The 13,656-nt window shown below is 66.8% G+C and carries 14 protein-coding genes; 9 read left to right on the forward strand and 5 right to left on the reverse strand.

The window, feature by feature from the left end:
- Positions 1–133: 133 nt before the first annotated feature.
- The 7 genes from NLI89_RS00725 (at position 134) to NLI89_RS00755 (ending at position 5,967) form a co-directional block, all read left to right on the forward strand.
- Positions 134–1,027, forward strand: a complete 894-nt coding sequence (locus NLI89_RS00725; protein ID WP_254685229.1) for a transglutaminase family protein — start codon at positions 134–136, stop codon at positions 1,025–1,027.
- A 184-nt stretch (positions 1,028–1,211) separates the two neighbouring features.
- The gene (locus NLI89_RS00730; protein ID WP_254685230.1) at positions 1,212–2,144 is read left to right on the forward strand and encodes a DnaJ C-terminal domain-containing protein; all 933 of its coding nucleotides are present in this window, start codon (positions 1,212–1,214) and stop codon (positions 2,142–2,144) included.
- A gap of 82 nt (positions 2,145–2,226) precedes the next feature.
- Positions 2,227–3,102: a YihY/virulence factor BrkB family protein gene (locus NLI89_RS00735; RefSeq protein ID WP_254685231.1), complete on the forward strand. Its 876-nt coding sequence runs from the start codon at positions 2,227–2,229 to the stop codon at positions 3,100–3,102.
- Positions 3,103–3,125: 23 nt separating this feature from the next.
- A complete protein-coding gene (gene fabI / locus NLI89_RS00740) occupies positions 3,126–3,917 on the forward strand; it encodes an enoyl-ACP reductase FabI (RefSeq protein WP_056054995.1) in 792 nt (263 codons plus the stop codon).
- A gap of 118 nt (positions 3,918–4,035) precedes the next feature.
- Positions 4,036–4,392, forward strand: coding sequence for a DUF559 domain-containing protein (locus tag NLI89_RS00745; protein ID WP_254685232.1), 357 nt, complete (start codon positions 4,036–4,038; stop codon positions 4,390–4,392).
- The gene (gene aroC, locus NLI89_RS00750) at positions 4,389–5,456 is read left to right on the forward strand and encodes a chorismate synthase (protein WP_254685233.1); all 1,068 of its coding nucleotides are present in this window, start codon (positions 4,389–4,391) and stop codon (positions 5,454–5,456) included. Before NLI89_RS00745 ends, aroC begins: the two co-directional genes overlap by 4 nt.
- 58 nt (positions 5,457–5,514) lie before the next feature.
- Positions 5,515–5,967, forward strand: coding sequence for a hypothetical protein (locus tag NLI89_RS00755; protein ID WP_254685234.1), 453 nt, complete (start codon positions 5,515–5,517; stop codon positions 5,965–5,967).
- 58 nt (positions 5,968–6,025) lie between these two features.
- Here the strand turns inward: NLI89_RS00755 and NLI89_RS00760 are convergent, their stop codons facing one another.
- The 5 genes from NLI89_RS00760 to NLI89_RS00780 form a co-directional block, all read right to left on the reverse strand.
- A complete protein-coding gene (locus NLI89_RS00760; protein ID WP_056061123.1) occupies positions 6,026–7,315 on the reverse strand; it encodes an adenylosuccinate synthase in 1,290 nt (429 codons plus the stop codon).
- A gap of 174 nt (positions 7,316–7,489) precedes the next feature.
- The gene (locus tag NLI89_RS00765; protein ID WP_254685235.1) at positions 7,490–8,590 is read right to left on the reverse strand and encodes an ATP phosphoribosyltransferase regulatory subunit; all 1,101 of its coding nucleotides are present in this window, start codon (positions 8,588–8,590) and stop codon (positions 7,490–7,492) included.
- Positions 8,587–8,949, reverse strand: coding sequence for an endonuclease domain-containing protein (locus NLI89_RS00770; protein ID WP_439144454.1), 363 nt, complete (start codon positions 8,947–8,949; stop codon positions 8,587–8,589). The genes NLI89_RS00765 and NLI89_RS00770 overlap by 4 nt, the downstream gene beginning before the upstream one ends.
- 109 nt (positions 8,950–9,058) lie before the next feature.
- Positions 9,059–10,636 carry a phosphoglycerate dehydrogenase gene (gene serA / locus NLI89_RS00775; protein WP_254685236.1) on the reverse strand — a complete coding sequence of 526 codons (1,578 nt, stop codon included), beginning with the start codon at positions 10,634–10,636 and terminating at the stop codon, positions 9,059–9,061.
- A 210-nt stretch (positions 10,637–10,846) separates the two neighbouring features.
- Positions 10,847–12,001 (reverse strand): phosphoserine transaminase, encoded by a 1,155-nt coding sequence (locus NLI89_RS00780; protein WP_254685237.1) that lies wholly within the window; start codon positions 11,999–12,001, stop codon positions 10,847–10,849.
- Positions 12,002–12,222: 221 nt separating this feature from the next.
- On the opposite strand from NLI89_RS00780, the gene NLI89_RS00785 reads away from it, so the two are divergent.
- On the forward strand, positions 12,223–12,936 hold the full coding sequence (locus NLI89_RS00785) for a DUF4328 domain-containing protein (protein WP_254685238.1): 714 nt from the start codon (positions 12,223–12,225) through the stop codon (positions 12,934–12,936).
- A complete protein-coding gene (locus NLI89_RS00790) occupies positions 12,920–13,591 on the forward strand; it encodes an extensin family protein (RefSeq protein WP_302675535.1) in 672 nt (223 codons plus the stop codon). The genes NLI89_RS00785 and NLI89_RS00790 overlap by 17 nt, the downstream gene beginning before the upstream one ends.
- The last annotated feature ends 65 nt before the right edge of the window (positions 13,592–13,656 follow it).

Consider the following 13,656-nt stretch of genomic DNA (forward strand, 5'->3'; position numbering starts at 1 on the left):
GTGGCGTGATAGTGGGCAACACACTCCCTCTCCCCTCCGGGGAGAGGGTCGGGGTGAGGGGCTGTTCCGGGCGCCGCACTGCTTGGCTACCCCTCACCCCAGCCCTCTCCCCGGAGGGGAGAGGGAGCAGATCATGATCTACGATATCCGCCACGTCACGACGTTCGACTACGGCGTCAGCGTCAAATTCGCGCGCTGCAATCTGCGGTTGAAGCCGATCGACTGGCCGGGGCAGCGGCTCGACTCGTACGCGCTGTCGGTGCATCCGGCCGGGCGGACCAGCGCCGCGCGGGCCGAGGCAGGGCTCGCCAACGTGACGCGGCTGGTGGTCGACAGTCCGGTCCGGCACCTGACGATCGAGAGCCGGTCGCGGATGACGGTCGACCGACTCGTGCCGGTGCCCGACGCGAGCGATCCGACGCTGGGCGAAATCGCGACGATGGCACGGGCGAGCACAGATCTCTCCGCGGCGAGCCCGGCGAACTACATCTACCCCTCGCCGCTGATCCCGCTCGACCAGGCCATCGCGGACTATTGCGCGGTCGATCTCGATCCGTCGCGCGGCGCGCTGGAGGCGGGGATCGCGCTCGCGCGGCGGATCCAGGAGGAGTTCGAGTTCGATGCGGACGCGACGCTGGTCGATACCCCGCCGCACGAGGCGTTCCTGCAACGCAAGGGCGTGTGCCAGGATTTCGCGCAGATCATGATCACGGGCTTGCGGGCGGCGGGGCTGCCTGCGGCGTATGCGTCGGGGTATATCCGGACGATCCCGCCCGAGGGTCAACCACGGCTGGTCGGGGCGGATGCAACGCATGCCTGGGTGCTGCTGTGGTGCGGGCCGGTGCGCGGCTGGGTCGGGGTCGACCCGACCAACGGGATCTGGATGGCCAGCGACCACATCGTGATGGCGGTCGGGCGGGACTATGCGGAGATCGCGCCGGTGGATGGCGTGGTGCTCGGCTCGGGCGCGCAGAATATGGATGTGAGCGTGGATGTCGCGCCTTTGGACGAAGCGGTGCAGGCCTGACACTCAGGCGTTCTCGCTACGAAAGCGGGAAAGCAGTAGCCGCGAACACTATCCCTGGGACCCTGGGCTCCCGCCTTCGCGGGAGAACCGATAGGGGGAGACCGGCAACAGTCTTCCTGATGCAGGAATTGCGTTGCGGGCGCCCTCGCCCCACATAGACGCGCAAGTAAGAATGGGGACGTAAGTGGCCGATCCGTACAAGACCCTGGGTGTAGCGCGCGACGCGACCGAAGCCGACATCAAGAAGGCGTATCGCAAGCTCGCCAAGGAGCTTCATCCCGATCGCAACAAGGACAATCCGAAGGCGTCCGAGAAGTTCAGCCAGGTCACCAACGCGTACGACCTGCTGAACGACAAGGACAAGCGCGCGCGGTTCGATCGCGGCGAGATCGATGGCGACGGCAACCCGGCCGCGCCGTTCGGGTTCGGCGGCGGTGGCGGGCGGGCGCATCCCGGCGGCTTCCGCAGCGAAGGCTATGAGAGCGGCCCCGGTGGTCCCGACATGAGCGACATCTTCGAGGGGCTGTTCGGTGGCGCGCAACGTGGCGGCGGCGGCGGATTCTCCGGCGGCTTCGGCCGGCGGCCGCAGCCCAAGGGCGAGAACGTCGCGTATCGTCTGCAGGTCCCGTTCGTCGAGGCGGCAACGCTGGAGCCGCAGCGCGTGACGCTGTCCGACGGCAAGACGCTCGACCTCAAGCTCCCCGCGGGCGTCGAGACGGGCACGCAGATGAAGCTGGCCGGCAAGGGCGAGCAGGGTTCGGGCGGCGCGGGCGACGCGATCCTGACGATCGAGGTCCAGCCGCACAAGTTCTTCACGCGCGATGGCGACGACGTCCGGCTGGAGCTGCCGATCACGCTGGCCGAGGCCGTCCTGGGCGGCTCGATCAAGGCGCCGACGGTCGACAAGCCGGTGATGCTGACGATCCCCAAGGGCACGACGTCGGGCAAGACGCTGCGCCTCAAGGGCAAGGGTTTCCACAAGAAGGGCGGCACGCGGGGCGACCAGCTGGTCACGCTGATGATCGACATTCCGGCAAGCGATGCGGCGCTCACTGCGTTCGTCGAGAGCTGGGATGGGCGCGCGGCGGGGAACCCACGAGGGTCCATGGGCGTCTGAACGCCTTGTGAATGATAATAGCCTTACCCCCGAAGCCCGCTCCCACGATCATGGCGCGGCCCGTACCCGACTGAACCGTGGCATGGCGAAGGTCAGGCCCGGCAGTTACGCGTTCGAGGTTTTCAAGCGGGCAGCGATCGGCGTGTTCAACGACGGGTTCATCCATGCGGGGAACCTCGCCTATCTCGCTCTGATGACGGTGTTTCCGTTCTTCATCGTCGCCGCGGCGATCCTGTCGATCTTCGGGCAGAGCGTCGAGACGGTGCGCGCGGTCGAATCGTTCCTCAACGTGCTGCCGCCCAATGTCGCCGACCTGTTGCGCAAGCCGATCGCCGACGTGCTCGCCGCGCGGACCGGGTCGCTGTTGTGGCTGGGCGCACTCGTCGGGTTGTGGACCGTCGGCAGCTTCGTCGAGACGATCCGCGACATCTTCCACCGCGCGTACGGGAACAAGGCGACCGCGCCGTTCTGGAAATCGCGGCTGGGATCGTCCGCGGTTATCGTCGGATCGGTGATCATCGCGCTGCTGTCGTTCCTCGTCCAGGGTATCCTGACCGCGGCCGAGCAGTTCATCTACCGCCTCGTGCCCTTCGCGCAGGATGCCGCGGGCTGGGTCGGGCTGTCGCGGCTGATCCCCGGCCTGCTGATGTTCGGCGCGCTGTACCTACTGTTCTATTCGGTGACGCCGTCGCGCTATCGCTATTCGAAATGCCCCAAATGGCCGGGCGCCTTGTTCACAACCGCCTGGTGGGTCAGCGCGACCGCGTTGCTGCCGGTGATCCTGTCGCGGCTCGGCGGCTACGACCTTACCTATGGCAGTCTGGCGGGCGTCGTCATCATGCTGTTATTTTTCTATGTCATCGGGCTCGGGCTGGTATTCGGCGCCCATCTCAACGCGGCACTGGCGGAACCACCCGAAACAACGCTAGAGCAACCCGCTACGGATATGCAGGTATAGGCGGGGATGGCGTGAACGGTTTGATGGCGGGCAAGCGTGGGCTGATCATGGGCCTGGCGAACGACAAGTCGCTGGCCTGGGGGATCGCCAAGAAGCTGTCCGAGGCGGGCGCGGAACTCGCGTTCAGCTATCAGGGCGAGACGATGGAGAAGCGCGTACGCCCGCTCGCCGAGCAGCTTGGCGTGGCGCGACTTTTCGATTGCGACGTGTCGGACATGGGTGCGCTCGACGCGACCTTCGACAAGCTGGCGGAAGAATGGCCCACGATCGACTTCGTCGTCCATGCGATCGGATTTTCGGACAAGAACGAGCTGCGCGGGCGGTTCGTCGATACCAGCCTCGACAATTTCCTGATGACGATGAACATCTCGGTCTATTCGTTCGTCGCGGTGGCACAGCGCGCGGCCAAGATGATGACCGAGGGCGGTGCGATGCTGACGCTCAGCTATTACGGCGCCGAGAAGGTCATTCCGCACTATAACGTGATGGGGGTCGCCAAGGCGGCGCTCGAGACCAGCGTGCAGTATCTCGCGGTCGACCTTGGCCGCGACAATATCCGCGTGAATGCGATCTCGGCGGGGCCAATCAAGACGCTGGCGGCGAGCGGCATCGGCGACTTCCGCCTGATCCTGAAGTGGAACGAGCTGAATTCGCCGCTGAAGCGCAACGTGACGATCGACGACGTCGGCGGCGCGGGGCTTTACCTGCTGAGTGACCTGGCGAGCGGTGTGACGGGCGAGACGCATCATGTCGACGCCGGCTACAACGTGATCGGCATGAAGGCCGAAGACGCCCCCGATATCGCGCTAGTCTAACCCCTCTCCCCCTCCGGGGAGAGGGAGGGGCCCATGCAAAGTATGGGAGGGTGAGGGCAAGATGAGGCAACACGACGGCACAGAGGCACTAAACCGAGCCCGTGAGCTAAGGCGCAACGTGACCGAAGCAGAAGACAGGCTGTGGTACCACCTCCGCAGCCGCCGCCTCGGCAATTTTAAGTTCCGTCGCCAAGTCTGGATCGGCCCCTTCATCGCCGACTTCCTCTGCATGGACGCGAGGCTAGTCGTCGAGGTAGACGGCAGCCGGCATAGCGACGACCTCGCCTATGACGACAGCCGAACCGCCTTCCTCGCGACCAAGGGATATCGTGTGATCCGTGTCTGGAACAACGACGTGATGCAGCGGATGGACGGTGTGCTTGCCGCTATCCTTTATGGCCTTACGGGCGTGCCCTCACCCTCCCATGCTTTGCATGGGCCCCTCCCTCTCCCCGTTGGGGAGAGGGGGAAGTGAGTTTCAATACGTTTGGACGGCTGTTCCGCTTTACCACCTGGGGTGAGTCGCATGGGCCTGCACTGGGTGCGGTGGTCGATGGGTGCCCGCCGGGGATTGGGCTGAGCGAGGCCGATATCCAGCCCTGGCTCGACAAGCGTCGCCCCGGCACGTCGCGCTTCACCACGCAGCGGCGGGAGCCCGACACCGTCCGCATCCTCTCGGGCGTGTTCGAGGGTCGCACCACCGGGACGCCGATCAGCCTGATGATCGAGAATGTCGACCAGCGCTCGAAGGATTATTCCGATGTCGCCAAGGCCTATCGCCCCGGCCACGCCGATTACGCCTATGACGCAAAATACGGGTTTCGCGATTTCCGGGGTGGTGGCCGCTCGTCCGCGCGCGAGACTGCGGCACGCGTCGCCGCCGGTGCGGTCGCGCGGCTCGTCGTGCCCCAGGTCCGCGTCCGCGCCTGGGTCGAGGCGATCGGTGGCGATGCGATCGACCCGGCGAAGTTCGACGATGCGCAGATCGACCAGAACCCTTTCTTCTGCCCCGATGCCGACGCCGCGCTCCGCTGGGAGGCGCTTGTCGATGCGGCACGCAAGTCAGGCTCGTCGCTCGGGGCCGTGATCGCGTGCGAGGCGATCGGCGTGCCCGCAGGCTGGGGCGCGCCGCTCTATGCCAAGCTCGATTCCGAACTCGCCTCCGCCTGCATGAGCATCAACGCGGTCAAGGGAATCGAAATCGGCGACGGGTTCGCTGCCGCCGCGTTGTCAGGCGAGGCTAATGCGGATCCGATGCGTCCCGGTGTCGATGGTCCTGAGTTTCTTGCCAACCATGCAGGCGGGATCGCCGGCGGGATCGCGACCGGCCAGCCGATCCGCCTGCGCGTGGCGTTCAAGCCGACCAGCTCGATCCTCACCCCGGTCGAGACGATCAGCCCGACCGGCGAAGCCGCGACGATCGCCACCAAGGGGCGTCACGACCCGTGCGTCGGCATCCGCGGAGTCCCCGTCGTCGAGGCGATGGTGGCGCTCGTGCTGGCCGACCAGGCGTTGCTGCATCGGGGTCAGTGCGGCTGACGACGGAACATTACGCAGCACTGAAGCGCTTGCTCTTCAATAACTTAGGAGAGTGACAATGCGTATTCTGACTTCGATCGCAGCCGCAGCCCTGATTATTCCGGGCGTGGCGATGGCCCAGACCGGCACCACGGGTGGCACGATGGGCAGCGGCACGATGGGCGGTTCGACCATGGGCGGCACGACCGGCGGCATGTCGACCGGCACGATGGATCAAGCGAATCCTTCGACGACCACGCAGTCGACCACAACGCGCACGCAGCGTGGCACGAAGGCGCGTAGCCGTACGAGTGGGACGACGTCGGGCACGATGAACGGCACGACCCGCGGTACCGGGACAACGGGCAGCACGATGTCGGGCACGACCGGCAGCACGATGGGCGCCGATACGATGGGCGGCACGACCGGCACCACGACGGGTACGACGGGCGGTACCATGGGTGGCACGACCGCCGGTGGCACGATGGGTTCGACCACGGGTGGAATGACCGGCACGACGACGCCGCGCTGATCCAACCGTTCTCACGTAAATGAAAAGCCGGGCGAGCGATCGCCCGGCTTTTTGCGTATCAGTCCGAGAACGGATCGCGGACGAGGATCGTGTCGGCACGTTGCGGGCTGGTCGAAACCAGAGTCACCGGGCAGCGGATCAGCTCTTCGATCCGGCGGATATACTTGATCGCCTGTGCGGGCAGGTCGGCCCAGCTGCGCGCGCCGGCGGTCGTCTCCTGCCAGCCTTCCATCGTCTCGTAGATCGGCTCGACCAGCGCCTGGTCCGCCGCATGCGCGGGGAAGTAATCGAGCGTCTCGCCGCGAAGCTTGTAGCCGGTGCAGATCGACACGGTCTCGAACCCGTCGAGCACGTCGATCTTGGTCAGCGCGATTCCCGTGATGCCACCGACCGCCGCCGCCTGGCGCACCAGCACCGCGTCGAACCAGCCGCAGCGCCGCTTCCGCCCCGTGACGGTGCCGAACTCATGCCCGCGGACGCCGAGGCGCTCGCCGGTCTCGTTCTCGAGCTCGGTCGGGAACGGTCCCGAGCCGACCCGCGTCGTGTACGCCTTGGCGATGCCGAGCACGAAGCCGACCGCGGATGGCCCGAGGCCCGACCCGCCGGCTGCGGCGCCCGCGATGGTGTTGGACGAGGTGACGAACGGATACGTACCGTGGTCGACGTCGAGCAGCACGCCCTGCGCGCCCTCGAACAGGATCCGCTTGCCGGCCGAGCGCGCGGCATTGAGGTCGCGCCAGACGGGCTTGGCGAACGGGAGGACGAAGCCGGCGATCTCGCGAAGTTCCGCGATCAGGCGGGCGCGGTCGATCGGCGGCTCGCCGAAGCCGGCGCGTAGCGCGTCGTGATGCGCGGTCAGGCGATCGAGCTGCGGCCCGAGATCGTCGAGGTGGGCGAGATCGCACACGCGGATCGCACGGCGACCGACCTTGTCCTCATAGGCAGGCCCGATGCCGCGACGAGTCGTGCCGATCTTGCCGGCGCCGCTCGCATCCTCGCGCAGGCCGTCGAGATCGCGGTGGAACGGCAGGATCAGCGCGCAGGTATCGGCGATCCGCAGCGTCTCCGGGGTCGCGACGACGCCCTGAGCACCCAACCGCGCGATCTCGTCCTTCAGCGCCCAGGGATCGAGCACCACGCCGTTGCCGATGAACGACGGCGTGCCGCGGACGATGCCCGACGGCAGCAGCGACAGCTTGTAGACGTTGTCGCCGACGACGAGCGTGTGGCCGGCGTTATGCCCGCCCTGGAACCGCACGACCATGTCGGCGCGCTCGGCGAGCCAGTCGACGATCTTGCCCTTGCCTTCGTCGCCCCATTGCGCGCCGATGACTGCTACGTTGGCCACTATCGTGTCTCCAAGTATATGGCGGGACCAGTATCCAGCCAGAGTGAAATCAGTGTCGACACCCCGGATTTAGTCCGGGGTCCACCGTCGCGCGTGATCGACCATCGATTGGTTTGCGGCACGGTGGATGCCGGAACAGGTCCGGCATGACGGGGTCGTTCGTTCGCGCAGCGCCTACAGCGCGCGGGGCTCGCCCGCCACCCAAAGATGTGTGCAGACTTGTGCTTCGGGGGTGTCGCCGGCGTCTAAGGCGGCGACGGTGACCCAGCCCTGCGCGCGCATTGCCGCGCCTTCGCTGGCTTGGGTGCCGAACGGGAGGAAGAGGCGGCGGCGGTCGACGGTGGCGGTGCGCTCGACCAGGGCGTCGGCGTAAAGCGAGAAGCCGGTGGCGGCTTCCTCGGCGCCGTTCTCGTGGACGACCGTGTAGGTGCCGCCGCGGCCGACTTCGCGGGCGCTACCATCGGCAAAAAGCGAGAAGCCGAGCCAGGTCTGGTATTCGAAGCCGTGCCGCTCGGTCGGATCGAGCGTGAGCGCGACGCGGCCGTCGAGTGCTTCGGCGATGCGGGCGAGACCGTCGAGGCGGGAGGCGAGTGCACCGGTGGTGTCGAAGGCGCGGAGGCGGTCCATGGCTTGCGCAAACGGGCCAGCGGCTTCGATCAGTGGGAGATAGGCGGGTGCAAGTGCGGCGACGGCGCCGGCGTCCTTGGCATCGAGCCGGTCGCGCAAGGTGGCGATCTGCTCGGGTGCGACGGGGAGCGGGCCGGCGGCGAGCGTCGGTACCAGGTCGGGGAGCGTGAAGTCGATCGACGCGCCGGTCACGTCGGCGGCGGCGATCATGTCGGCCGCGACCGCGACGAGTTCCTGCGCGGCGGCGACCGAGTCGAGGCCGATGAGTTCGCAGCCGATCTGCCGGGTCTCGCGGGCGGGCGCGAGCTGCGAGGCGCGCAGTTTCAGCACGGAGCCGGCGTAGCTGAGGCGCACCGGGCGCGGGTGGTGGCCCATGCGGGTGGCGGCGATCCGCGCGACCTGCGCGGTGATGTCGGGGCGGATCGCGAGGGTGCGCTGCGACACCGGATCAACGAAGCGCACCGCGTCGTGGAGGCCGCCGGCCTTGAGCCGCATCTCAAGACCGTCGGCAAATTCGGCGAGCGGCGGGTCGACGCGTTCGTAGCCGTGCAGGCGCGCGGCTTCGAGCACGCGGGCCTCCAGTGCCGCTGCCGAATCGGCGAACGGCGGGAGGCGATCTCGGAAGCCTTCGGGGAGGAGTGCGGTCATCGTATCTGGTCCACGCGCGTCACCAGTGCATCGCCGAGCACCTGCAAAACGCCTTCGAGATTGGTCATCACATCGGTATTGGCGAAACGGATCACCCGATATCCCTGCTCTTCCAGCCACGCCGTCCTGCGGGCGTCGCGTGCTTGGTCGGTGTGCGTATCCCCGTCAAGCTCGACGACCAGCATGTGCGAACGTGCGACGAAATCCGCGATAAACGCGCCGATCACGACCTGGCGGGTGAACTTCACGCCTTGGAAGCGCTTGGCGCGAACCTGATGCCACAGCCGCATTTCCGGACCGGTCTGTCCAGACCGCATGACCTTCGCACGGCCCAGCATGACGTCGTCGGTCTTGGGCACTGCTCCCTCTCCCCTTTGGGGAGAGGGCCGGGGAGAGGGGCGCCCCAAACGCCATCTCTCGGTACTGCCCCTCTCCCCTACCCTCTCCCCAAGGGGAGAGGGAGTCTTGTCAGAAGTTGAGGCCCATTGCGGTCTTTACGCCTGGCAGCGCGCGGACCTTCGTCAACAGGTCGGGGGTCACCGCCTCGTCGACCGAGAGCAGCAGCACCGCCTCGCCACCCGCCGAACGCCGCCCGAGATGGAACGTCCCGATGTTCACCCCGGCCTCGCCCAACGCCGTCCCGAGACGACCGATGAACCCAGGCGCATCCTCGTTGACGACGTACAGCATCGGCCCGGCCAGATCCGCCTCGATCTTGATCCCCAGCAGTTCCACCAGACGCGGCGCCGAATCGCCGAACAGCGTGCCGGCCACCGACCGCTCGCCGTCCTCGGTCTTCACCGAGACGCGCAGCAGCGTGTGATAGTCCGCCTCGCGCTCGGTACGGACTTCGCGGACCTCAAGGCCACGCTCGCGCGCCAGCACCGGTGCGTTGACCATGTTGACGGTCGCGGTCTGCGTCTGGAGATAGCCGGCGAGCACCGCACTAGTGATCGGCTTGGGGTTCAGATCGGCCGCCGCGCCCTCGGTATGCACCGAGATCCGCGACACCGCGCCGGTGGTCAGCTGCCCGACCAGCGAACCCAGCTTCTCCGCGAGCGCCATGTACGGCTTCAACTTCGGCGCTTCCTCGGCCGACAGCGACGGCATGTTGAGCGCGTTGGTGACGCCGCCCGACATCAGGAAATCGGCCATCTGCTCGGCGACCTGGATCGCGACGTTGACCTGCGCCTCGGTGGTCGACGCGCCGAGATGCGGCGTGCTGATGAAGTTCGGCGTGTTGAACAACGGCGATGCCTTGGCGGGCTCCTCGACGAACACGTCGAGCGCCGCACCGCCGACCTGCCCTGAATCGAGCGCCGCCTTCAGCGCGACCTCGTCGATCAGGCCACCGCGGGCGCAGTTGATGATCCGCACGCCCTTCTTGGTCTTGGCGAGCGCCTCGGCCGAGAGGATGTTGCGCGTCTGGTCGGTCAGCGGCGTGTGCAGCGTGATGAAGTCGGCGCGGGCGAGCAGTTCGTCGAGCGTGACCTTCTCGACACCGATCTCGATCGCGCGCTCGGGCGTCAGGAACGGGTCGAACGCGACGACCTTCATCTTGAGGCCGCGCGCACGGTCGGCGACGATCGAGCCGATATTGCCCGCACCGATCAGGCCGAGCGTCTTGGACGTCAGCTCGACGCCCATGAAGCGGTTCTTCTCCCACTTGCCGGCCTGCGTGGAAGCGTCAGCTTCCGGGAGTTGCCGGGCGAGCGCGAACATCAGCGCGATCGCGTGCTCGGCGGTGGTGATCGAGTTGCCGAACGGGGTGTTCATCACGACCACGCCCTTCGCCGAGGCGGCGGGGATGTCGACGTTGTCGACGCCGATCCCGGCGCGGCCGACGACCTTGAGGTTGGTGGCGTGCTCGAGGATTTCCTTGGTAACCTTGGTCGAGCTGCGGATCGCGAGGCCGTCATACTCGCCGATCATCGCCATGAGTTCGGCAGGCGTCTTGCCGGTGATCTCGTCGACCTCGACGCCGCGTTCGCGGAAGATTTGCGCCGCGCGGGGATCCATTTTGTCGGAGATGAGGACTTTTGGCATGGGATTGCTCCTGGGAATTTCGGGGGAATTGGGGTGCCGCCTTCCGTTCCGATCCTCACCGCCTCCCCGTCATCCCGGCGGACGCCGGGACCCACGGTTGCGGTTCGCTTCATGGGCGACTGCGCCGTGTCCATGGGTCCCGGCGTGCGCCGGGATGACGGAATGGGGGGTGTTGGTTGGAGGGAGGGCTAAAAGAGGCGCGGTAGCTGGTCAGCCGGCCTTGGCGGTCGCGTAGGCCCAGTCGAGCCAGGGGCCGAGCGCCTCGATATCGGCGGTATCGACGGTCGCGCCGCACCAGATACGCAAGCCCGGAGGCGCGTCGCGATAGCCGGCGACGTCATACGCCGCGCCAGCCTTTTCCAGCGCCGAGGCCATCGCCTTGATCAACGCCTCGTCCGCACCCTCGACCGTGAGGCATACGCTGGTCTTCGACCGCGTTGCCGGATCGGCGGCGAGGTGCCCGAGCCAATCGCGCTCATCGACGATCTTGTCGAGCGCCGCGGCATTGGCATCCGACCGCTTGATCAGCCCGTCTTCGCCGAGCGACTTCGCCCATTCGAGGCTGAAGATCGCATCCTCGACCGCGAGCATCGACGGCGTGTTGATCGTCTCGCCCTTGAACACGCCCTCGGCGAGCTTGCCCTTCGAGACGAGGCGGAACACCTTCGGCAACGGCCAGGCGGGCGTGTACGTCTCCAGCCGCTCGACCGCGCGCGGGCCGAGGATCAGCACGCCGTGCGCGCCCTCGCCGCCGAGCACCTTCTGCCACGAGAAGGTGGCCACATCGATCTTCGTCCAGTCGATGTCGTAGGCGAACACGCCCGACGTCGCATCGGCGAACGACAGGCCCTCGCGGTCGTCCGGGATCCAGTCCGCGTTCGGCACGCGCACGCCGCTGGTGGTGCCGTTCCAGGTGAACAGCACGTCGTTCGACCAGTCGACCGCGTTCAGATCGGGAAGCTGGCCGTAGTCGGCGCGGATCACGGTGGGGTCGATCTTGAGCTGCTTCACGGCATCGGTGACCCAGCCCTCGCCGAAGCTTTCCCAGGCGAGCGCGGTTATCGGACGCGCGCCCAGCATCGTCCACATCGCCATCTCGTACGCGCCGGTATCGGAGCCGGGGACGATGCCGATGCGGTGCGTATCGGGGAGCTTCAGCAGTTCGCGCATCAGGTCGATGCTGTACTGGAGGCGGGTCTTGCCGATCTTCGAGCGATGCGAGCGACCGAGCGAATCGGTGGCGAGCTTGTCCGCGGACCAACCAGGCGGTTTCGCGCAGGGACCGGAGCTGAAAAAGGGGCGTGCGGGCTTCGTAGCAGGCAGCGCAGGCGCACCTGTAGCGGGTGCGTAGGTCGTATTCGTCAATGTATCTCTCCTCACAGAGAGCACGCGCGGCGTTGGGACCGCGTGGCCCGTCGCCGGCCCTAACGGCGTTCCCGGGAGTGTCAACCGCATCGGGGACAGTTGTTTCGTTTCGCCACCGTCACTAACCTGAAAATTTTCGGGGGAAATGACATGCGCGAGTCTGCCAAAGACGCTGGCGCGGCAGGCGCACGATTGTTACGTAGTAGAGCAGTCACGCCGTCGTGACCGACCCAAGATATGTTGCTGTCGTCACCGATCACGAGCCATTGGTCGACACTGCACGGCTCACGCGACTCGCCACGGCGCTGATCTGGATTTGGCTCGCGACCGACGTGGCGCTCGGCATGTCCGCGCTGTACACGATCCGGGTGCTGGGCGGCCTCGGCGGCGCGATTGCACCGGCGGAGTCGTTCGCAGGTCTGGAGAAGGTCCTCGCTGCGACGGGCGTGCTCAATGTGCTAGCGGTCGTCGCCGCCGGCATTGCGGTGCTGCGCTGGATCTATCGTACCAGCCGCAACGCGCACGCAATCGGTCCGGCGATGGCGTTCACGCCAGGCTGGGCGGTCGGCTGGTTCTTCGTGCCCATCGCCAATCTCTGGAAACCGTTCCAGGCGGTCGGCGAGACATGGCAGGTCTCCGCCGATCCAGATGCGCCCGACGCCGTCCCCATTCCCGCCGTGCTGCGGATCTGGTGGGGCTGTTGGATCGCGTCGTCGATCATCTCCAACATCGACTTTCGCCTGTCGATGCGGGCCGAGACCGCCGAGCAGTTGATAGCCGCCTCTTGGTTCACGGTCGCCGCGGTGCCGGTCGACATCGCGCTGACGATCGCCCTGACGACGATCATGCGCCGCCTGTCGCAGATGCAGCGCGATAGGGCTGGCGACATCCGGCAAGCTCGGCCACAGATCGCCGAGGATGCGACGTTCGAATAATCTTTGGTGTCGCACAATAGTGGCGATCGCACTTGTAGCGCTCGCCGGTTGCGGACGCGCCGATCGTCCCACTGCCTCTACTCAAACTCGCCCCGATCTCTCCGTCCCGAGCAATCGCGAGACCGCGCAGTGCCTGGCCGACCTGCGCCAGCTCCACGTGTCGTTCCAGGTCCTGCCCGACCGCGAGACCGGGCCCGGTTGCGGTCTCGCCGGGACGGTGAAGCTGGTCGATATCGGCGTGCCGGTCGCCAACCTAACTGCGGTCCGGTGCGGCGCGGCCCGCGCGTTCATCGGCTGGACGCGCAACGCGGTGGCGCCCGCCGCGTATCAGATGCTCGGCAGCGAACTCGCGCGGATCGACAGCATGGGGAGCTATGCCTGCCGCAACGTCGTCGGCTCCGCGCGCAATGCGAGCCGGCGGTCGGGGCATGCGATCGCCAACGCGATCGATGTCGGTGGATTCGTGTTGAAGGACGGGCGGCGAATCACCGTGCTGAACGACTGGAACTCGTCCGATCCGCAGGTCCGGCAGTTCCTCCAGACGATCCGCGCGTCGGCGTGCAAGCGGTTCGGGACTGTGCTCAGCCCGAACTACAACGCCGCGCATCGCAACCATCTGCATCTTGAGGACGATCGCGCGAATTTCTGCCGCTAATGTTCTCCTGCGAACGCAGGAGCCTAGGGTCACGAACGCCGTCCTCCGTAACCCTGGATTCCTGC

This window comes from Sphingomonas faeni (genome assembly GCF_024273235.1).
GTDB classification, from domain to species: domain Bacteria; phylum Pseudomonadota; class Alphaproteobacteria; order Sphingomonadales; family Sphingomonadaceae; genus Sphingomonas; species Sphingomonas faeni_A.

Bases quoted from the DNA above. Each gene is read 5' to 3' on its own strand.
- NLI89_RS00790 (WP_302675535.1), top strand. From the start codon at position 12,920: ATGCGACGTTCGAATAATCTTTGGTGTCGCACAATAGTGGCGATCGCA.
- NLI89_RS00765 (WP_254685235.1), bottom strand. From the start codon at position 8,590: ATGACCGCACTCCTCCCCGAAGGCTTCCGAGATCGCCTCCCGCCGTTC.
- NLI89_RS00725 (WP_254685229.1), top strand. From the start codon at position 134: ATGATCTACGATATCCGCCACGTCACGACGTTCGACTACGGCGTCAGC.
- fabI (WP_056054995.1), top strand. From the start codon at position 3,126: ATGGCGGGCAAGCGTGGGCTGATCATGGGCCTGGCGAACGACAAGTCG.
- NLI89_RS00735 (WP_254685231.1), top strand. From the start codon at position 2,227: ATGGCGAAGGTCAGGCCCGGCAGTTACGCGTTCGAGGTTTTCAAGCGG.
- serA (WP_254685236.1), bottom strand. From the start codon at position 10,636: ATGCCAAAAGTCCTCATCTCCGACAAAATGGATCCCCGCGCGGCGCAA.
- NLI89_RS00755 (WP_254685234.1), top strand. From the start codon at position 5,515: ATGCGTATTCTGACTTCGATCGCAGCCGCAGCCCTGATTATTCCGGGC.